At 70.4% G+C, this 19089-nt stretch carries 16 protein-coding genes and 1 pseudogene; 9 read left to right on the forward strand and 8 right to left on the reverse strand.

Features of this window, described 5'->3' with window-relative positions; genetic code table 11:
- Position 1: 1 nt before the first annotated feature.
- The 6 genes from ACFY5B_RS21720 to ACFY5B_RS21745 all read left to right on the forward strand — a co-directional run bounded on the left by ACFY5B_RS21720 (position 2) and on the right by ACFY5B_RS21745 (position 6086).
- Positions 2–1330 (forward strand): sugar ABC transporter substrate-binding protein, encoded by a 1329-nt coding sequence (locus ACFY5B_RS21720; protein WP_389971552.1) that lies wholly within the window; start codon positions 2–4, stop codon positions 1328–1330.
- Positions 1327–2238, forward strand: coding sequence for a carbohydrate ABC transporter permease (locus ACFY5B_RS21725; protein WP_389971554.1), 912 nt, complete (start codon positions 1327–1329; stop codon positions 2236–2238). Before ACFY5B_RS21720 ends, ACFY5B_RS21725 begins: the two co-directional genes overlap by 4 nt.
- Entirely contained in the window at positions 2235–3179 is a 945-nt protein-coding gene (locus tag ACFY5B_RS21730) for a carbohydrate ABC transporter permease (protein ID WP_389971556.1), read from the forward strand. The genes ACFY5B_RS21725 and ACFY5B_RS21730 overlap by 4 nt, the downstream gene beginning before the upstream one ends.
- A gap of 28 nt (positions 3180–3207) precedes the next feature.
- Positions 3208–4116, forward strand: a complete 909-nt coding sequence (locus ACFY5B_RS21735; RefSeq protein ID WP_389971558.1) for a 5-dehydro-4-deoxyglucarate dehydratase — start codon at positions 3208–3210, stop codon at positions 4114–4116.
- Positions 4113–5363, forward strand: a complete 1251-nt coding sequence (locus ACFY5B_RS21740; RefSeq protein WP_389971560.1) for a glucarate dehydratase family protein — start codon at positions 4113–4115, stop codon at positions 5361–5363. The genes ACFY5B_RS21735 and ACFY5B_RS21740 overlap by 4 nt, the downstream gene beginning before the upstream one ends.
- Positions 5364–5597: 234 nt before the next feature.
- Positions 5598–6086 carry a hypothetical protein gene (locus ACFY5B_RS21745; protein ID WP_389971646.1) on the forward strand — a complete coding sequence of 163 codons (489 nt, stop codon included), beginning with the start codon at positions 5598–5600 and terminating at the stop codon, positions 6084–6086.
- Here ACFY5B_RS21745 and ACFY5B_RS21750 read toward each other — a convergent pair.
- Positions 6052–6489, reverse strand: coding sequence for a hypothetical protein (locus tag ACFY5B_RS21750; protein WP_389971562.1), 438 nt, complete (start codon positions 6487–6489; stop codon positions 6052–6054). The genes ACFY5B_RS21745 and ACFY5B_RS21750 overlap by 35 nt on opposite strands.
- Positions 6490–6720: 231 nt before the next feature.
- On the opposite strand from ACFY5B_RS21750, the gene ACFY5B_RS21755 reads away from it, so the two are divergent.
- Positions 6721–7944 (forward strand): transcriptional regulator, encoded by a 1224-nt coding sequence (locus ACFY5B_RS21755; protein ID WP_389971564.1) that lies wholly within the window; start codon positions 6721–6723, stop codon positions 7942–7944.
- 106 nt (positions 7945–8050) lie between these two features.
- Positions 8051–9568 (forward strand): aldehyde dehydrogenase, encoded by a 1518-nt coding sequence (adh, locus tag ACFY5B_RS21760; RefSeq protein WP_389971566.1) that lies wholly within the window; start codon positions 8051–8053, stop codon positions 9566–9568.
- 153 nt (positions 9569–9721) lie between these two features.
- Here the strand turns inward: adh and ACFY5B_RS21765 are convergent, their stop codons facing one another.
- From ACFY5B_RS21765 to ACFY5B_RS21795, 7 genes and pseudogenes are all read right to left on the reverse strand, one after another.
- Positions 9722–10318 carry a transposase gene (locus ACFY5B_RS21765; RefSeq protein WP_389971648.1) on the reverse strand — a complete coding sequence of 199 codons (597 nt, stop codon included), beginning with the start codon at positions 10316–10318 and terminating at the stop codon, positions 9722–9724.
- Positions 10234–10728 (reverse strand): transposase, encoded by a 495-nt coding sequence (locus ACFY5B_RS21770; RefSeq protein WP_389971568.1) that lies wholly within the window; start codon positions 10726–10728, stop codon positions 10234–10236. Before ACFY5B_RS21770 ends, ACFY5B_RS21765 begins: the two co-directional genes overlap by 85 nt.
- Complete coding sequence (locus ACFY5B_RS21775; RefSeq protein ID WP_389971570.1) at positions 10725–10925, reverse strand: hypothetical protein; 201 nt, start codon at positions 10923–10925, stop codon at positions 10725–10727. The genes ACFY5B_RS21770 and ACFY5B_RS21775 overlap by 4 nt, the downstream gene beginning before the upstream one ends.
- Positions 10926–11354: 429 nt before the next feature.
- Entirely contained in the window at positions 11355–12026 is a 672-nt protein-coding gene (locus ACFY5B_RS21780) for a response regulator (RefSeq protein WP_389971572.1), read from the reverse strand.
- A complete protein-coding gene (locus tag ACFY5B_RS21785; protein WP_389971574.1) occupies positions 12023–13384 on the reverse strand; it encodes a sensor histidine kinase in 1362 nt (453 codons plus the stop codon). The genes ACFY5B_RS21780 and ACFY5B_RS21785 overlap by 4 nt, the downstream gene beginning before the upstream one ends.
- 136 nt (positions 13385–13520) lie before the next feature.
- On the reverse strand, positions 13521–15650 hold the full coding sequence (locus ACFY5B_RS21790) for an MMPL family transporter (RefSeq protein ID WP_389971575.1): 2130 nt from the start codon (positions 15648–15650) through the stop codon (positions 13521–13523).
- A gap of 325 nt (positions 15651–15975) precedes the next feature.
- Positions 15976–16219 (reverse strand): annotated as a pseudogene (locus ACFY5B_RS21795) (TerB family tellurite resistance protein); the annotation flags it as partial.
- Positions 16220–17425: 1206 nt separating this feature from the next.
- On the opposite strand from ACFY5B_RS21795, the gene ACFY5B_RS21800 reads away from it, so the two are divergent.
- The gene (locus ACFY5B_RS21800; protein ID WP_389971577.1) at positions 17426–18916 is read left to right on the forward strand and encodes a hypothetical protein; all 1491 of its coding nucleotides are present in this window, start codon (positions 17426–17428) and stop codon (positions 18914–18916) included.
- Positions 18917–19089: the final 173 nt, after the last annotated feature.

Raw genomic sequence — 19089 nt, forward strand, 5'->3', positions numbered from 1 at the left:
CATGCGGGATCGCCGACGAAGTCTCCGCCTGGCTGCCACACTCGCCGTCTCGGGGCTCCTCTTCGGAACGGCCGGCTGCGGTTCCGGTTCCGGCAGCGCCCGGGCCGGCGACCCGAACACCCTGGAGGTGTGGACCCGGAGCGATCCGGAGTCCGCCAAGACCTACGACCGGGTGTTCGCCGCCTTCACCAAGAAGACCGGCATCAAGATCGACTACCAGCCGGTCATGAACTTCGACCAGCAGCTCCAGAGCCGCGCGTCCGTCAAGGACCTGCCGGACGTCATGATCAACGACACGGCCCTGATGGGCAGTTACCAGTCCCAGGGTCTGCTGAAGCCCGTCACCCCGGCCTCCATAGCGGGCCACGACGAGATCACCGCCAAGTCCTGGTCGTCCACCGTGGGCCGCGACGGCAGGCACTACGGCATCCCGTACTCCCGCCAGGCCATGACGCTGTTCGTCCGCAAGGACTGGCGCGAGAAACTCGGCCTGCCGCAGCCGAAGACCTGGCAGGACACCCTCGCCCTCGCCCAGGCCTTCGCCACCCGTGATCCGGACGGGGACGGCAAGAAGGACACCTACGGCATGGTCGTCCCGGGCAGCGCGCAGAACGGCTACGTCGCCTGGTGGGGCGCCAGCTATCTGTGGCAGGGCGGTGTGCGGATCCTCCGGAAGGAGGGGTCGGGCTACCGGCCCGCCATGGACTCGGCGGCGGCCCTGCGCACCGTCACCTGGATGAAGAAGAACCTCTTCTGCGGTGACAACGGTGTCATCCAGCCCAGCGCCCTGACCTCCGTCACCGCGAACACCACCAACTTCCAGGACGGCAACGCCGGGATGTACCTCACCGGCCCGTACAACATCTCCACGTTCGACAAGGCGCTCGGCAAGGACAGGTACGAGGTGCTACCGGCCCCCTCGGGCCCGGCCGGCAACAACGACGTGCTGGCCGACGGCGAGAACATCTACTTCGGCGCCAGGACCGGCAAGGCGAAGCAGGAGCAGACCCTCGCCGCGTTCCTCGTCTCCCCCGAGGGTCAGGAACTCGCCATGACCGGCGACCACCAGCCCGTCGTGCGCATCCCGGTCAACTCCACGCTCGACGCGGCCGAAGTGCGCCACGACCCCCGCTGGAGCGTGGTGCAGAAGGCGTACGAGACCGCTTCGGTGCAGTTCCCCAACGCGCCCGACTTCGCCCCGATCAAGCAGGACACCGCCGACGCGCTCAACGCGATCTTCACCTACTGCGGCAGCGACGTCCGCTCCGGCCTGAAGGAACTCAACGACACCCTCGCCGGTGACCTCAAGGACCAGGAGCTGTTGAAATGACCGCGACCGTGACGACACCCGGGCCGCGCAGAGCCCGGCTCGTCGGCAAGAAGGCCGTACTGCCCTGGCTGTTCCTCGCCCCGGGGCTGCTGCTGGCCCTCGTCTTCAAGTTCCTGCCGATGGGCAAGGGCGTCTGGCTCAGCTTCTTCGACGTACGGCCCTTCCTCGGCGACACATGGGTCGGCCTCGACAACTACACGCGGGTTCTGACCGATCACCGCTTCCAGGACGCCATCGGCCACACCCTGGTCCTCGGCATCGGCATGTCCCTCGGCGGGATCGTCGTCGGCTCCGCGCTGGCACTGCTGCTGGAGGGCCAGGCTCGCTCGCTGAAGATCATCCGCACTGCCGTGTTCCTGCCGGTCGTCACCGCCACCGCGGTGGTCGGCGAGATGTGGCGGCTGATGTACTACCCGACCTCCGACGGGCTCCTCAACAGCGGTCTCGGGCTGTTCGGGCTGGGTCCGGTGCCCTACCTGGACAACCCCGACACGGCGCTGTGGGCCACGATGGCCATGGGCATCTGGATGCTCGCCCCGTACAACATGGTGATCATCCTCGCGGGCCTCGCGGGCGTGGACCGCTCGCTGTACGAGGCCGCCGCGATGGACGGAGTCTCGCTGTGGCAGCGCCTGCGCCACATCACATTGCCCGCCATCCGCCCCGCCCTGGGCATCGTCCTCACCCTCGCCGCCATCCGCGGACTGCGCGTCTTCACCGAGGTGTACGTCCTGACCGGCGGCGGCCCGGCCGGCTCCACCGACGTGTGGATGACCCGCGCATACACCCTCGGCTTCACCCGTAACGACATCGGCGGCGCCTCGGCCGCCTCCGTGGTCCTGCTCTGCGTGACGCTGCTGCTCACCGTCACGGTCAACTACCTCCGCAAGAGGGGAGACGCGAAATGAGCGCCCCTGCCATCGACCCCGTCCGGACCCCGGTGACCGCCTCCCCCGCGCGGAAGTCCGGCGGGAACCAGCGCACCACGCCCACCCGTTTCGACACCGCCCTCGGCTGGAACGACCGGCCGGGACCCGCCTGGGCGCTGCGCGTCCTGCTCTGCCTGCTCGCCCTCGGAGTCTTCGCGGCACCGTTCCTGACGATCTTCTCCGGTTCCTTCAGCGAGAAGGCCAGCGGTTCCACCCTGTCGTTCCTCCCCCACCACCCGACCCTCCTGAACTTCCAGGTGGCGGGCGAGCGGGGCATCTGGGACTACTTCGGCAACTCCCTGGTCATCGCGGGCGGCGGACTGCTGCTCCAGCTCGCCGTGTGCACGCTGGCCGCGTACGCGCTGGCCCGGCACAAGTTCCGCGGGCAGGCGCTGGTCCTGACCCTGTTCATGCTGACGATGATGCTCCCGGAAGAGGTCATCGCCATCCCGTTGTCCCTGGTCCTCGGACATGTTCCCGTGCTCGGCGTCGACCTCAAGGGCACGGTCTGGGGCGTGATCCTGCCGCTCGGCGCGTGGGGTTTCTCGGTGATGCTGCTGACCGAGTTCATGAAGGACATCCCCACCGAGATCGAGGAGGCCGCCCGCATCGACGGCGTGGGCGAGCTGCGGATGCTGTGGCAGGTCATCCTGCCGCTGTGCAAGCCCGCCCTCGGCGTGGCCGGGGTGCTCGGCTTCATCATGATCTGGGACCAGTACCTGCTGCCCCTGATCGCCGCGAAGGACCCCACCGACTACACGGTCACCGTCGCCCTGTCCATCCTGCGCACCGACCCCGAGGTCGGCTCCGGGGTGGTGCTGGCCGGTGCGGTCATCGCCCTGGTCCCCAGCCTGATCGTCTATCTGCTCCTCCAGCGCTCGCTGGTCACCGGCATCGCCGCCGGGGCCACCAAGGGCTGACCACCCACCCCCCACGTTTGAGGGAGACATGAAGTTCCACGGAGTGCTGTTCTTTCCGGTCACGCCGTTCGCGGCGGACGGATCACTGGACGAGGAACGGCTGGCCCAGCACATCGAGTCGGGTGTCGCCGCGGGCGCGGGAGGTGTGTTCGTCGCCTGCGGCACCGGCGAGTTCCATGCGTTGTCCGCCGAGGAGATCGAGCGGGCCACCCGGGTCGCCGTCGAGACCACTGCCGGACGCGTGCCGGTCCTCGCCGCGGCCGGCGGCCCCACACCGGTCGCCCGCGACCAGGCCGCCCGCGTCGAACGCGCCGGTGCCGACGGCATCCTGCTGCTGCCGCCCTACCTCGTCAGCGCCCCGCAGCACGGCCTGGTGCGCTACGTCGAGGAGGTCATCGCGGCCACGGACCTGCCCGTCGTCTTCTACCAGCGGGGCACCGCCCGGCTCACAGCGGAGACGGCCGCCGAGATCGCCGCCCTGCCCGGAGTGGTCGGCCTCAAGGACGGCATCGGGGACATCGAGCGGATGCACCGCATCGTCCGCGCGGTGCGGGCCGTGCCGGGCACGGAGGACTTCCAGTTCTTCAACGGGCTGCCCACCGCCGAGATGACCGCGCCCGCCTACCAGGGCATCGGCGTGGAGCTGTACTCCTCGGCGGTGTTCGCCTTCGCCCCGGAGATCGCCCTGGCCTTCCACCGGGCCTTGGCGGAGGACGACGACGCCCTGGTCTCGCGGCTCCTCGACGAGTTCTACGGCCCGCTGGTAGCCCTGCGCGACGAGGTCCCCGGGTACGCCGTGTCGCTCGTCAAGGCCGGTGTGACCCTGCGCGGCCTGGATGTCGGCGGTGTACGGGCGCCCCTGCTCGACCCGGCGCCGGAACACATCGCCCGGCTCGCGAAACTCCTCGACCACGGCCTGGAGGTGGCCGCCGCATGAGTGCCACGCGCATCCGTGAGCTGATCGTCACCCCGATCGCCTTCGGCGACCCGCCGCTGCTCAACTCCAACGGCGTGCACGAGCCGCTCGCCCTGCGGATCATCCTCCAACTGGTCCTGGAGGACGGCACGGTGGGGCTCGGGGAGTCGCCGGGCGGGGCGGCCCGGCTGGAGCGCCTGCACGCCGCCGCGAAGGTCGTCGCCGGCATGGACGTCTTCGACACCACCGCCGTGTCCGCCGCGATCGACGCGGCGCTGCTGCCGACCGTGCCGAGCTCCCACGAGCGTGGCTGGACCACCTCGGCGGTCGAGGTGGCCTGCCTGGACGCGCAGGGCAGGCTGCTCGGCCGTCCGGTCAGCGACCTGCTGGGCGGGAAGGTCCGTGACGCGGTGCCGTTCGCCGCCTACCTCTTCTACAAGTGGGCCGAGCATCCCGCGCTCGACGGCCGTGCGGCCATCGGCGACGACTGGGGCGAGGCCCTCGACCCGGCCGGCATCGTCGAGCAGGCCCGGCTCATGCAGGAGCGTTACGGGTTCCGGTCGTTCAAGCTCAAGGGCGGGGTCTTCCCGCCCGACGAGGAGATCACCGCGATGCGCGCCCTCGCGGAGGCCTTCCCCGGGCAGCCGCTGCGGCTCGACCCGAACGTGGCCTGGACGGTGGAGACGTCGAAGTACGTCGCCCGTGAACTCGACGGCGTGCTGGAGTACTTGGAGGATCCCACGCTGGGCATCCCCGGGATGGCGGAGGTGGCGAAGGACTCCCCCATGCCGCTCGCGACCAACATGTGCGTGATCGCCTGGGAGCATCTGAGGCCCGCCGTCGAGCAGGACGCGATCCAGGTGCTGCTCACCGACCACCACTACTGGGGCGGACTGCGCCGCACCCGCGAACTGGCCGCGGTGTGCGAGGCGTTCGGCCTCGCCCTGTCGATGCACTCCAACTCGCACCTGGGCATCAGTCTCGCCGCGATGACCCATGTCGCCGCGGCCATCCCCAACCTCGACCACTCCTGCGACACGCACTACCCGTGGAACTCCGCGGACGACGTGATCGTCCCCGGCGTGCTGGAGCTGCGCGACGGCGAGGTCGAGGTGCCCACCGGGCCGGGACTGGGAGTCGAACTCGACCACGAGCGGCTGGAGCGACTGCACCGGCGGTACGTCGACTCGGGGATGCGCAGCCGGGACGACACCGGTTACCTGCAGCGGTTCCGGCCGGAGTACGAGTTGAAGCTCCCACGCTGGTGACAGCCGTTCGAGACGCGCACGAAGTTGAACGCGGTTGTACGGAACGTGCCTTCGGCTGCCCTCGTTCGACCGGGACCGGCACGCCCCAAACGCCACACCGCGCCACCCCTTCCGACGCGTAGAAATATCTACGAGCATGGCTACGGCCGGGCGGCACGCGGAACCCCGCGGGCCATCCGGCCCGTGTCCAGCGCGCGCCCGACCGCGGCGCCACCGACTGTGCCTGGGGTGGCCATGCAGAGCGTCATGTGGAAGCAAGCCGTCGAGTGGCTCGCCGCAGCCGCCACGGACCCCAAGGAGTGCAAGCGGGAGTGGGACTACGGCGCGGGGACCATGCTCGTGGAGGCCGGGCGGTACTGGGACGTGCTGAGCGTCCCCGACCGGCTCGGCCTGCTCGCGCTGGACATTCTGTGGCGCGATCCGCTGAAGGTGCCCGGCCCCACTCTGGTGGACTGCGCCGCGCGCAGAGTGGGGTTCTTCCTGCCGCCCGATCCGGTCAGCGAGTGGATCGGCTTCGGCGTACGGCACGTCGGCCGGGGCTCCTGGGTCGCCGTGCCGCCGCCGTACCGGCCCGCCGGCCGGCTGGAGTGGCTCGTGCCGCCGGACGGAACCGGCACCCTGCACACCCCCGGCCCGCTCGAATCGGCCCTGCGGGAGGCCAGCGGAACCCTCGCGGTGCTGGCACCGGTCAGCGCGGAGCCGGTGGTGACGGACGGCTGGTGAGGCGGGCGCCGGACGACGGCCCGGCCGCCCCCGGGTGCCGGCCGGAGGCCGGGCGGGTTCCTGCGGGTGCGGCCGGGCCCGGGTGCCGTCCGGCCGCCGGGTGAGGAGTGGCAGCCGGGTGAGGAGTGGCAGCCGGACGAGGGGCGCCGGGGACGACCGGGCCCATGTGCCGGCCGGAGGTCCACGAGGGGATGGCCGTCCAGGTTTCGCTGTCGGCCGGCGCGGCGAAGGAGACCCACTGGCCGTCGCGGTGCTCGGGAACCGCGTGGCCCCGCGCCTCCCACTCGGCGACCAGAGCCGCGTAGATCGGCGGATGTCCCGCGTATCCGCTGGTGAGTTGGGCGTACGAGCGGGGCACCGCGTCGTTCCCCGGAAGGCGCCGCGCCGTCTCCGTGCTGTTCATGCCAGGGGAACGCGGCGCCACGCACCGGTGGTACGCGGGCCGGACCCCGTCCGTCGGGTCGAGTGAACGCGTCACCCGGACGGCGGCACGCGGGCACCGGACAAACATCCAGTCATGCGGTCGCCCGTTCAGAACGTCTCACCGCGGGCCCTGCCGAATTCTCGACCGGGGTCGACGCTTCCGGTATCACTGACCTCAGCCCGAGAACCGGTACGACGGCAGGGAGAGGCCATGTCACAGCGCCCTGACCTCACGCAGCGCAGGGCCGTGCTGGAGCACGAGTGGTCCCGCTGGGTGCCGCGGCTGAGCGTCCCGGGCACGCGACCCGGCGGCACCGCCGCACTGCGCCACGAGGTGAGCGAGTCCTGGGCGCGTTCGCTGGGCAGCGTCGACCCGGCCCGCGACAGCGCCCCCGTCACCGACGACGGCCGAGTGCACCAGCGCTGGACGTCGTCACCGCTGTACGGGCCGGTCTCCGCTCTCTCCGGGGAGCTGCACAGCATCGCCGAGGACGCCGGGTTCGTCTCGGCGGTCACCGACGAGTCGGGAACCATCCTGTGGACCTGTGGCGGCCCGACCATGCGCCGCAGGGCCGAGCGGGTCAACTTCGCACCGGGCGGCCGCTGGGACGAGCAGGCCATGGGCACCAACGCGCTGTCCCTCGCCCTGCGCACCGGCCGCCCCAGCTCCGTCTTCTCGGCCGAGCATCTGGTGTCGGCCCTGCACGGCTGGGTCTGTTACTGCGCGCCTGTGCACGGCAGGGACGGCAGCGTCCTCGGTGTACTGGACCTGTCCACGACCTGGGACCGGTCGCACCCGCTGGCCATGTCCACCGTCCGCACCCTGGTGTCGACGATCGAGGCCCGCCTGACCACGGAGACGTCTCGCCCGGCTCGGCTGCGGCTCACCTGCCTGGGCACCGAGCGAGCCGTGCACGAGGGCCGGCCACTCCCCCTGCGCCCCCGGCAGTTGGAGATCCTCACCCTCCTCGCGCTCGAACCCGACGGCTTCTCCCCGGAACGGCTGCGCTCGGCCCTGTACGGCGACCGGCCGGTCACGTCGTCCACCTTCAAGGCGGAGATCTCCCACCTGCGCCGGGCGCTTGGCGGCGCGATATCCCCCCGCCACTACGCCCTCACCACCCCCGTGTCCTGCGACGCCGCCGACGTCCTGCGCGCGCTGGAGCAGGGCGACACGGACACCGCCCTGCACCACTACGGCGGCCCGCTCCTGCCCCGCTCCGAGGCACCCGGCATCGAGGAGTGGCGCACCCGCCTCGAAGTGGCGGTACGGGAGGCCGTCCTGGCGAGCGCCCGCCCGGGCCACGCCCTGCGTTACGGAGAACGGGCTCCGTACGACGCGGAGATCCACGAGCACGCACTGCGGCTGCTCGGCCCCGAGGACGCGCGCCGCGCCATGGCGGCGGGCCGGCTGACGACGGCCCTGCGCGACTGACGGGCCGGTAGCGCACGCCAACCTTGCGCCAACCCCCCGGGAGCACAGTGAGGGCCGTCAGGACGGCGACGGACCGTCTCACCCGCACTTCCCCAGGAGAGCCGCCATGGTGTACGCGCAGCCAGGAACCGAAGGAAGCATCGTCTCCTTCGCCCGCCGCTACGACAACTTCATCGACGGCGACTGGACGGCGCCGGTCGAGGGCCGCTACTTCGAGAACCCGACACCGGTGACCGGCGAGGCCTTCTGCGAGGTCGCCCGTTCGACAGCGGCCGACGTCGACCTCGCCCTGGACGCGGCGCACCGGGCGGCCGACGGGTGGGGCCGTACGTCCACGGCGGAACGCGCGAACGTCCTCAACAGGATCGCGGACCGCATCGAGGAGAACCTGGAGAAGATCGCGGTCGCCGAGACGTGGGAGAACGGCAAGCCGGTCCGCGAGACCCTGGCCGCCGACATCCCGCTGGCCGTGGACCACTTCCGGTACTTCGCCGGAGTCGTCCGCGCGCAGGAGGGCAGCATCGCGGAGATCGACGCCGACACCGTCGCGTACCACTTCCACGAGCCCTTGGGCGTGGTCGGGCAGATCATCCCTTGGAACTTCCCGATCCTCATGGCCACGTGGAAGCTCGCGCCCGCGCTGGCCGCCGGCAACTGCGTGGTCATCAAACCGGCGGAGCAGACGCCGGTCAGTCTGCTCTACGTCATGGACCTGATCGCCGACCTTCTCCCGCCGGGCGTGGTCAACGTCGTCAACGGCTTCGGCGTGGAGGCGGGCAAGCCGCTGGCGTCCAGCCCGCGGGTGGCGAAGGTGGCGTTCACCGGTGAGACGACGACCGGCCGCCTGATCATGCAGTACGCGAGCGAGAACATCATCCCCGTCACGCTGGAACTGGGCGGCAAGAGCCCGAACATCTTCCTGCCCGACGTCATGGCCGCCGACGACGACTTCCTGGACAAGGCGGTCGAGGGCTTCGTGATGTTCGCCCTCAACCAGGGCGAGGTCTGCACCTGCCCGTCGCGCGCCCTGATCCCCTCCTCCATCTACGACGACTTCATGGCCCGTTGTGTCGAACGCACCGAGGCGATCGTCGGCGGGGATCCGCTGGACCCGGCCACGATGATCGGCGCGCAGGCGAGCAACGACCAGTACGAGAAGATCCTTTCCTACCTGGACATCGGCAGGAAGGAGGGCGCGGAGGTCGTCACGGGCGGAAACCCCCGGGCGGTGCCCGGCCTCGAGGGCGGTTATTACGTCGAGCCGACCATCTTCCGCGGCACCAACGACATGCGGATCTTCCAGGAGGAGATCTTCGGCCCGGTCGTCTCGGTCACGACGTACGACTCGGTCGACGAGGCCCTGAAGATCGCCAACGACACGTTGTACGGCCTCGGCGCGGGCGTCTGGACCCGCGACGGCAACACGGCCTACCGCCTGGGCCGCGAGATCAAGGCGGGCCGCGTGTGGACCAACTGCTACCACGCGTACCCGGCCCACGCGGCGTTCGGCGGGTACAAGAAGTCGGGCATCGGCCGCGAGACACACAAGATGATGCTGGACCACTACCAGCAGACGAAGAACATCCTTTGTTCTTACAGCCCTCAGAAGCTTGGCTTCTTCTAGCCTCCGCGTTTCGGTCGGGAGTGATCAGCCGGGCTGATCGCGGCGAACCGTGGTTGTTGATCGCTTGCCGTCGGGCGGGCATGGCTGAGGCCCGACGCTCGGGTCGGGTGCTCCAGTTCCTCGGGTCGTGGGTGGGCGGGGACGGTGCGCCGGTCAGGTCGCTGGCCGTAGCAGGGTGGCGAGGCGGGCGAACGCTTTGACGAGCTCGTCTCGCCAGGGCCAGGTAGCGGAGATCCGCAGGTGAAGGCGGCGGCCGCCGCGGGTGATGCGGGCGGCTGCGTGCAGCAGCCGGTAGCGGAGCTTCTTCGGCTCGGCGGAGGCCAAGCCGCCATCCAGTAGCGGAACTTGGGGGCAGGCGAGTAGGTCGACGGCGGTCAGAGCCAGCTCCAGCCAGGCAGCGTTGACGGCGAAGTGGCGGGAGGGGAAGCGGCCGAGAGCGGTGTTCTTGCCCGCAGCGGATGCGGTACTCGACGCGGGCGTGCGCACGGTGGCGGACCTCCAGATGCTGCAGGGAGCCTTCGCCGTGGGGGTGTCGGTGAGGAAGACCTGGTGGCGCATGCCCTCGTAGAGATCGGACAAGGACAACTGGGCGCCGGGATGTGGGCGCTCGCGCCGGACGATGATCCGGGTGCCGTCCGGGTGGTCGGCCAGGTCCACCGTTCCGGTCAGTTCTGCCACTTCGGCGCCGGTGCGCAGGGTGCCGTCCTGCTCCAGCGCGGGGTGCCACAGGTGGTCGGGCAGGGCACGGATCGCGCGGCGGACTGGTTCGGTGACGGCGTATCCGACGGAAAGAAGGTGTGGATTCCCCGCTCGCGCAGTGCTCGGACGTGGGCGAGGAAGACTTTCGCGCCTCCGGCGCTGTCGGCGCGGATGAGGATGCCGGTGCCGTGGCGGTGGGCGTCGGGGATCTGGGCCAAGGCAGCGTCCAGGACTGCGATGTGGTCGGCGGCGGTGTTGGCGCCGGCATTGCCCGGCCGCAGTACCCCGGCCAGGGCTTCGCCGGTGTTGTCCAGGAAGCACAGCAGCGGGTGGTAGCCGAAGCCGCGCTGGTAGGTCGCCGCTGCCTGCTCCTTCTCGGAGTGAGTGGTGACCAGGGTGGCGTCGAGGTCCAGGATAAGACCGGGCAGGTCGCGTCCACCCGCGCGGGCAGCGGGTATCACTGCCGTGGTCTCGGCGGCTTGCAGCCAGGCGACATCCCGGGCGGTGGCTCTGCCGAGCGCAGGCGCGCGAGTGCAGCCGAATCGATGCCGGCCAGCAGGCGCCAGGCGGTCGGAGTGGAGGCGACAGGGCCGAAAACCTCGGCCTGGTCGCGCAGCAGGGCCAGGTCCGTCATCACCTCGCCGCCGTCGGCGAGCATGATCGCGAGATCTACGCGATCCGGCCAGGGTCGTGCCCGGTGCCACGCGGTCGCAGTGGACGCAGTGCGTCCCTGAAAGCGCTGGTCAGGCTGGTGACATGGGAGAGATCGGCCAGCAAGCGGGATCCGGCATGGCTGACCACCCGTGGCCATCGGCCGACACGACGAGCTGGGGACGCGACTGGGTAGGGTGCACGCAGAAAGTGCCTTCCTGCTGCGATGACAGAGACCTTCGACAAGCCTCATCTTCCCAGCTCAGAGGCAACTTTCGCTTTTCCGCTCAAGACTTCGGACACTCCCATAAGCGAAACGCGCAGACTGGTGCGCACCGAGGGACAGAGCAATGCCCGTGCAACCACAGGAAGTTGAGGGACCGTACAACCGCCCCCCCGGAACGCAACCTGAACCCGCCCCGAAGTCGGCCCGAACTCAGACAGTCCCAGGTATCACAAGCCCCGACTCGTACGCCACGATCACCAGTTGCGCCCGGTCCCGCGCCCCCAACTTGCCCATGATCCGGCTGACATGGGTCTTCGCGGTCAGCGGGCTGAGTCCCAACGCGTCGGCGATCTCGGGGTTGTTGAGACCGCGCGCGACCAGCGCGAGCACCTGCCGTTCCCGTTCGGACAGCCCGCTCGGCCCGCCCGCCGCGGATGTCGTCCCGGTGTTCGGCGTGCGCAGAAAGCGGGCGATCAGCCGCGAGGTGGGACCGGGTGAGAGGAGGGACTCCCCTGCGGCCACCGTCCGGATGGCGTCGAGGAGTTCGGCCGGCCTGATGTCCTTCACGAGGAAGCCGGACGCCCCGGCCCGCAGTGCCTCGACGATGTGCTCGTCGGTCTCGTACGTCGTCAGGACGAGCACCTTCACCCCCGCGAGATCCTCGTCGGCGGCGATGAGCCGGGTCGCCTCGATCCCGTCGAGGTCGGGCATGCGGATGTCCATCACGATGAGATCGGCCCGCGCGGACCGGGCCAGCGCCACGGCCTCCCGCCCGGTGCCCGCCTCGGCGACGACCTCCATGTCGCCTGCCGACGAGACGAGCATCGCGAAGGAGGCCCGTACGAGGTTCTGGTCGTCGGCCAGCAGCACGCGGATGGTCATCGAACCTCGTCCTCCCGGGACAGCGGCAGTGTGGCGGTCACCTCGAAGCCCTCGGCGGGCCCCGGGCCGGCGTCCAGCGTGCCGCCCACGCTACGGGCCCGCTCCCGCATTCCGATGAGCCCGAACCCCGGCGTGCCGTCGGACGGGCCCACTCCGCCGCCCGAGCCGTCGTCCCCGCCCGTCCCGTCGTCCCTGACACTCACCCGCAGTGCGCCGTCCGCGGTCCACAGACCCACTCGCACGGTGAGGTCCTCGCGGCCGCCGTGACGTACGGCGTTGGTGAGCGCCTCCTGCACGATCCGGTACGCGGCGGCGCCCACGGAGGGCGGGATGTCGTCCACGCGGACGGACAGTTCGACCTTGGCCCCGGCCACCCGGCCGGTCTCCGCGAGATCGGCCAGTCCGTCGATCCCGGGCAGCGGCCCCCGCATGTCCTCGGCCCCGGAAACAGAACCGGACGCGGGACCGGGCCCCGGATCCGCGCCCGCTCCCACGACCGTGTCATGCGCCCGCAGCACCTCCAGCGTCGTACGCAGTTCCCCCCGGGCGATCCGGCAGGTCCCCGCGATGTCGTCCAGTGCCTGGGCGACGGCCTTGCGGTCGAGGCGCTCGGGGTCGGCGGTGAGGACGTGGGCCGCCACGGACGTCTGCACGCCGATGAGCGTGATGCTGTGGGCGAGCAGGTCGTGCAGGTCACGGGCCATCCGCAGCCGTTCCTCGGCGACGCGGCGCCTGGCCTCCTCCTCCCGGGTGCGCTCCGCCCGTTCGGCCCGCTCGACGATGGAGGCGACGTACAAGCGGTAGTAGCGGACGGCGATACCGACGAACAGGACCGCGATGATCCAGCCGGAGATCTCCAGGGACTCCAGCGCCCCCTCCGAGTTGGTGAGGCCGTTGCTGATCAGTGTCGGGCCGAGGACGGCGACACCGGTGAGCAGCGTGCGGCGTACGGCGCCGGTCGCCGCCACGGTGTAGAGCGCCAGGACGATCGCGGGGACGGGCAGGGCGGGGTTGTAGTCGAGGGCGTAGTACGGAGCCATGCACGCCACCACCCCGAGCAGGGCCACCACCGGACGGCGGCGCCGCCATACGAGGGGCACGTGCCCGGCGAGCAGCAGCGTCCAGCTGAGATGGTCGGGCCGGGTCCCTTCGCCGCCCGTCAGGGTGATGGTTACGGCGAGCACGGCGACGCAGAGGGCGAGGACCGCGTCGTTGCGGGTGCGGTGCGGTGCGGTCAGCGGTTCGCGGTGGATGGCGGACATGATGCGCTCGACGCGACGGGACCGCCCGCCGCCACCGGCCGCCGTCTCCGCCGCCGACCGGTCGCGTACCCCTGTGGTCGTTCCCCGTTCTTCCACGGCTCCATCTTCCGGTACTCGTGCGGGAACCCGGGCGCCTCTCCGGAAGGAGGGGCGCCCGGGCGGGCCCGCGGGATCAAGGTGCTCGATCAGCGTGCTCGATCAGAGCGTTCGATCGAGGTCTTCGATCAGCTGCTCAGGGTGCACTGACGGTTTCCGGCTGCCGGGGCGGCTCGGTCGGTCCGCCCGGTCCGCTCGACCCGGCCGGTTCGGCCGGCCCGGGCTCCCTTGAGAGCACGCCCGGCCACCACACCTTCCGGCCCAGGGCGACGCTGGCACTGGTCACCAGATACGTCCGTACGAGGAAGGTGTCGAGCAGGACGCCGACGGCGATCACGAAGCCGAGCTGGACCAGCTGCACCAGGCCCATGTTCGTCAGCACGGCGAAGGTCGCGGCGAGGACCAGTCCGGCGGAGGCGATGACGCCGCCGGTGGTACGCAGCGCGGTGAGTGCCGCCTCGGCCGGTTCCGCTCCCGCCAGGGACTCCTCCCTCATCCGGTGCATGAGGAAGATGCCGTAGTCGACGCCGAGGGCGACCAGGAACACGAAGGACAGCAGTCCTAGCCCCGGATCGGTGCCCTTGAGGCCGAGGAGCGGTTCGAAGATCAGTCCACCGATCCCGAGGGAGGCGCCCCACACCGCGACGACCGCGACCACCAGGAGCAGCGGTGCGACCAGACTCCGCAGCAGCCCGATCAGGATGAGCATCACGGAGACGAGGACGAGCGGTACGACGATCTTCGTGTCCCGGGCGTTGGTGACCTCCAGGTCGATCTGCTGGGCACTGTCCCCGCCGACGTAGGAGCCCTTCAGTTCCTTCCGCAGGGACTTGATGGTGGCGGTCTCCCCCGCCGACTGGGGTGCGCTCTTCGCGAAGACGGAGATCTCGGTCCAGCCGTCTCCCGTACGCCCCTTCTCCGCGCTGCCGACGCCCGGTGTGCCGCGGACGGTCGCGAGGGTCTCGTCGGCGCGCCCCTGCGGGGTGATCACGTCGATGGGCTGGCTGCCGCTGTCGGGAAAGGACTTGGCGAGGGTCTCCATCGCGACGACGGACTCCGGCTTCTTGACGAAGGAGTCCTCCTGCTTGAGCGCTCCCGGCAGGTTGAACGAGCCGAGGGCGAGGACGCCGAGCAGTACGGCACCGCTCGCGAGTACGGTCAGCGGCCTGCGTCCGGCGGAGCTGCCCATCGCCGAGAACAGACTGCGCCGCTGCTTGGGCGTGCTCCCGAAGGCGGGCACGAGCGGCCAGAACACCCGCCGTCCGGCCAGTACGAGGATGGCGGGGAGCAGGGTCATCATCGCGATCAGCGCGCACAGCACTCCGACGGCGCCGAGCGGGCCCATGCCCTTGCTGCTGTTGAGGTCGGCGGCGAGCAGGCACAGCAGTCCGGCGGCGACGGTGCCGGAGGAGGCGAGCACGGCGGGCCCGCAGCCGCGCAGGGCGGCCACCATGGCCTCGTACGGTCGCTCGATGCGCCGCAGCTCCTCCCGGTAGCGCGAGATGAGCAGCAGCGCGTAGTCCGTGCCCGCCCCGAACACAAGGATGGTCATCACACCCGAACTCTGCCCCGAGACGGTCGTGCCGAAGGCCTGGTTGAGGCCGTAGGCGACGCCCATCGACATGTAGTCGGCGATCCCGGCGACCACGAGGGGCACGAGCCACAGCACGGGGCTGCGGTAGATCAGGATCAGCAGTATGGCGACGACGGCGACGGTGGTGTAGAGCAGCGGTCCGCCGAGCGAGTCGTAGACCGCGCCGGAGTCGGTGTCCAGCGCGCCGGTGCCGCCCACATCGACGCTCAGCCCGCCTTCGCCCTGGGCGACTTTGCGAACGTCGGTTACGAGCTTGTCCTGCTTCTCCTCGTCCGCCCCGGGCTCGTTGCTGGCGACCGGGTACATCAGGGTCGTGCCGTCCTTGGACGGAATCCCCTTGGGAGTACCGCCGATCAGCTTGTGCTGCCGGGTGATCTCCGCGACCTGCCCGGCCGCGGTCTCCCGGTCGGCTGCGCTGAGCCCGCCGTCCCGGTGGTAGACGAGCAACATCTCGGTGGCCTCGCCACCGGGCAACTTCTCCTCGATCTTCGCTACTTGCGTCGAGTCCGCGCTCGCCGGCAGGTAGTCGGTGACCTTGTCGTGCTGCACGCTGCCGAGCTTCGCCGCGAACGGCCCAACGAGCGCGATCACGGCAATCCACAACCCGAGCACCGCCCATGGAACGGCTCGCCCGCGCCCCGTCCTCGTCGTGGTTGTCTCTCCGGCCCTCATCGACCGATCTCCCTCCGGGTGACGTCTGCTTCGGTCCCCAGACTTCCGGTGAGAACCACGGCTTTCGTCGGGCGGGAGGGCGAGGTGACGCGTACTGCCGGGGGTGACGGCGGGTGCGGATTACTCCCTGGGGAGTAGTCGGCGACGGCGCGCCGCCCCGGAAGGGGCGCGGGGCTGTTTCGATCTGCGGCTACCACCGCGATGGGGGTCCCCCCGCTCGAGCGAAGCCGAGAGTGGGGGGGAGCGACCAGCCCTCACCGACCCGCAGCAGGATCAGTCTCATCGCCGGGAGGGCGCGAAGGGCCCGGGCCCCACCCGGGGCTTCCGACGGCTTCCGCGCCGCCGTGAGCAATCGCGTCACATCATCCGCACAGATCGTCAGCGCAGCGCCCACTGCAGCGAGGGTCTCCCGTTCGGCAGGCGTGTACGGCCCGTCGGCGAGAGCGATACGGGCGCCCTGGAGGAGGATGGCCTCCCGGCCGGCGGGGGGCCAGGTGGGGCGCCAGCGGGTCCAGGGCCTCATGGAGCTCTATGGCCGGCCCGGGCCCGCAGGGTTCGCTGAAGATCCGGCGCCATGCGGTGGGGGTGGAGGTGCTGCCCCGCCCGCCGGACCGTATACCTCGCGCTGGTCGCGCAGGATTGCCAGGTCGGCTATGGCCTCGCCGCCGTCGGCGAGCAGGTGCCGCACGGCCGCAACCGGTGCAGCGCATTGGCGAAGCTACCTAACGGCATCCAAGGGAGTTCCCGCCGGACCACTCGCGGACCAAAGAACGCCGAACCGTCAGCCGAAGACCACGGAGAGGACAGCCCGGAAGGGCCGGGCAAGGAGGCCGCGCGAGGAAGGCCGCCCCAAGCTCTCGACGCGAGCGAGGCCGTTGTCAGTGCCGCGTGCGATCCTCACCCCGTAAGCGGGTACTTCAGGGGGGCCGGGTGGTGACGGGACGTCCGCGGAAGGATCCACGCGATCCGGTGCTGATCATGCGGGATGCCGGGCTCGAACCACTGGAGCCTTATCCAGGAAGTGCTAAGCCCTGGCGCTGCCGCCATGAAGCGTGCGGGAGGGAAGTGACCCGGCGGCTGGGCGACATTGCCGCGGGTCGGCAGGGCGGCTGCCGGCACTGCTCGGGCACGGCTCCCATTCCTCCGGAAGAGGCGGCGGCGTTGATGCGCTCAGCCGGCCTGGAACCGTTGGAGCCGTATCCCGGGGCGACACCCCCTTGGCGCGCTGCCGGCACGTGCCGTGCGGTCGGGAGGTCAAGCCGCGCAACTCGTACATCAAACGAGGAGGGGGGCCATGCCGATGGTGCGCGCCCAACGCGCCGGTCGACCCCGACCAGGCCGCCGCGCTCATGAGGTCGGCGGGTCTGGAACCCTTGGAGCCCTATCCCGGGACCGACATCCCCTGGCGGTGCCGCTGCACAAGCTGCGGCACGATCGGAACGCCCACTCACGGGTCGGTCAGGCTCGGACAAGGGGGCTGCGGTCCGTGCGGGCGCAAGAACGCCGGGCGGGGCATCAGCCGGGCATGGGCGCGTCGCCGCGAACTGCCCCGCGCCGACGGCGACCGGGCCGCAGTTGAGGCGAAGGACTTCGAGCTGGAGCCACTGGAGTCCTACCCGGGACCGAGCGGGCTGTGGCGCTGCCGCCACCTCGCGTGCGGCCGAGACGTCGAGATCAGGTTGAGCAACCTCAGGCGCGGCCTTCGGGCCTGCCCGTACTGCCCTCCCGCCCCGGGTGGCCGACGCCGCTGGCCCGCGGACGAAGCCGAGGCCCTCATGCGTGCGGCCGACCTGGAACCGCTCGAACCGTACGCCGGGCGTCGTGACAAGGCATGGCGGTGTCTTTGCAACGGCTGTGGGCGTGAGACGTCACCGAGTCTCGGCGGCATTCTGGCGGGCCAGAGCGGCTGTCGGCACTGCGCCGACGTGAGGGCTGCAGCGGGCAGAAGGACCGACCCGGACGACGCGGTGGCTGCCATGCGCGCGGCTGGACTGGAGCCGCTGGAGCCCTATGCCACCTCGATGACTGCATGGCGGTGCCGTTGCACAACCTGCGGCAACGAGATCTCCCCGACGCTCATGAAGATCCGCGCTGGTGGAGGATGCAAGTTCTGCGCCACCCACGGCATCGACCTGGCAGGACCGTCGAAGGTCTACGTCATCACCCATCAGGAGTGGAAAGCCGTCAAGATCGGGATCGGTGCCTGCACGGGCTACACCTCCCGCCTCATCCAACACGAACGCCACGGTTGGCAACTGCATCAGGCCCGTGACTACACCACCGGCGCGGCCGCCTACGACGTCGAACAGGCCGTGCTGGGCCGCCTGCGTCAGGCTGGACTCATCCCCTTCCTCACGAGCGACGTCATGCCGAACGGCTGGACGGAGACCTGCTCCGCAGCCCGCGTCACGGCGGCCGAGGTCTGGGCCATGGTCGACGAGGAAACCCGGAGCGCAGAGGAAGACTATGCGCCCCGAGGTGGTGACCGCCCCCGAGCCGCGGTCCTCATCGACGCGGAGGCCGCAGCCGCCGAAATGCGGGCCTGCGGATACGAGCCACTCGCGCCGTATCCCGGCCGCACCAACGCGACTTGGCCCTCACGGTGCATGACCTGCGGGCACGAGGGGCGTCCGACGTTCAACGCCGTCCGCAACGCCGGCCAGCGCTGTCGAATCTGCCGAGCGAAGGAGACCCAGGCGAAACGCGCCGCCACGAACGCGCCGAAGGCCGGAGAAACCATGCGCGCGGCCGGACTCGAACCGCTGGAACCCTACCCGGGCAGCCAAACACCGTGGCGATGCCGCTGCACCACATGCGGTCGCGAAACCAACCCCACCTACTCCAACGTCAACAGCGGTTCGAAGGGCTGCCGGTTCTGTGCCCTCAACTCGGCAACCGACGAGCGTGCGTCCGCCGAAATGCGAGCGGCCGGGTTCGAGCCGCTGGAGCCGTACCCCGGCCGTACCACGGACCATTGGCGCTGCCGCTGCTCCTGTGGGAACGAGGTCGCGACGCGCCTGTCCTCCATCCGGTCGGGAACGACCGGCTGCAAGAAGTGCCCCCGAACCGGTGGCCGAACCGATCCCGCGACAGCCGTCGCGGAGGCGCGGGCCGCCGGGTTCGAACCGTTGGAGCCTTATCCGGGGAGGACCACCGACCGGTGGCGATGCCGCTGCAGGTGCAGCACGGACCTTACGCTCACCCTGACCAGCATCAGAGGAGGCCGTACCGCGTGCGGACTCTGCTCCCGAAGGGTGACTCGGTAACCGTCGCCCACGATGAGCGCCGCCATTGACACCGAGTAGTCGAACAAGCCCGGGTTCCGCCTTACGAAAGGTTTTTAGTACTCCAGCCGTAGTTCGTGATCTCGATGGTGGGGGGTGCCGAGGAGACAGGTGGGCCAGCGTCGATCATCTGGACGAGACCGCCCACGCCATCG

The sequence above is a fragment of the Streptomyces sp. NPDC013187 genome (genome assembly GCF_042899705.1).
Taxonomy (GTDB): Bacteria; Actinomycetota; Actinomycetes; order Streptomycetales; family Streptomycetaceae; genus Streptomyces; species Streptomyces hawaiiensis_A.

Excerpts from the sequence above, each read along its gene's own strand:
- ACFY5B_RS21720 (WP_389971552.1), top strand. The coding sequence starts at position 2 with ATGCGGGATCGCCGACGAAGTCTCCGCCTGGCTGCCACACTCGCCGTC.
- ACFY5B_RS21725 (WP_389971554.1), top strand. The coding sequence starts at position 1,327 with ATGACCGCGACCGTGACGACACCCGGGCCGCGCAGAGCCCGGCTCGTC.
- ACFY5B_RS21730 (WP_389971556.1), top strand. The coding sequence starts at position 2,235 with ATGAGCGCCCCTGCCATCGACCCCGTCCGGACCCCGGTGACCGCCTCC.
- ACFY5B_RS21735 (WP_389971558.1), top strand. The coding sequence starts at position 3,208 with ATGAAGTTCCACGGAGTGCTGTTCTTTCCGGTCACGCCGTTCGCGGCG.
- ACFY5B_RS21740 (WP_389971560.1), top strand. The coding sequence starts at position 4,113 with ATGAGTGCCACGCGCATCCGTGAGCTGATCGTCACCCCGATCGCCTTC.
- ACFY5B_RS21745 (WP_389971646.1), top strand. The coding sequence starts at position 5,598 with ATGCAGAGCGTCATGTGGAAGCAAGCCGTCGAGTGGCTCGCCGCAGCC.
- ACFY5B_RS21750 (WP_389971562.1), bottom strand. The coding sequence starts at position 6,489 with ATGAACAGCACGGAGACGGCGCGGCGCCTTCCGGGGAACGACGCGGTG.
- ACFY5B_RS21755 (WP_389971564.1), top strand. The coding sequence starts at position 6,721 with ATGTCACAGCGCCCTGACCTCACGCAGCGCAGGGCCGTGCTGGAGCAC.
- adh (WP_389971566.1), top strand. The coding sequence starts at position 8,051 with ATGGTGTACGCGCAGCCAGGAACCGAAGGAAGCATCGTCTCCTTCGCC.
- ACFY5B_RS21775 (WP_389971570.1), bottom strand. The coding sequence starts at position 10,925 with ATGCTCGCCGACGGCGGCGAGGTGATGACGGACCTGGCCCTGCTGCGC.
- ACFY5B_RS21780 (WP_389971572.1), bottom strand. The coding sequence starts at position 12,026 with ATGACCATCCGCGTGCTGCTGGCCGACGACCAGAACCTCGTACGGGCC.
- ACFY5B_RS21790 (WP_389971575.1), bottom strand. The coding sequence starts at position 15,650 with ATGAGGGCCGGAGAGACAACCACGACGAGGACGGGGCGCGGGCGAGCC.
- ACFY5B_RS21800 (WP_389971577.1), top strand. The coding sequence starts at position 17,426 with ATGCGTGCGGCCGACCTGGAACCGCTCGAACCGTACGCCGGGCGTCGT.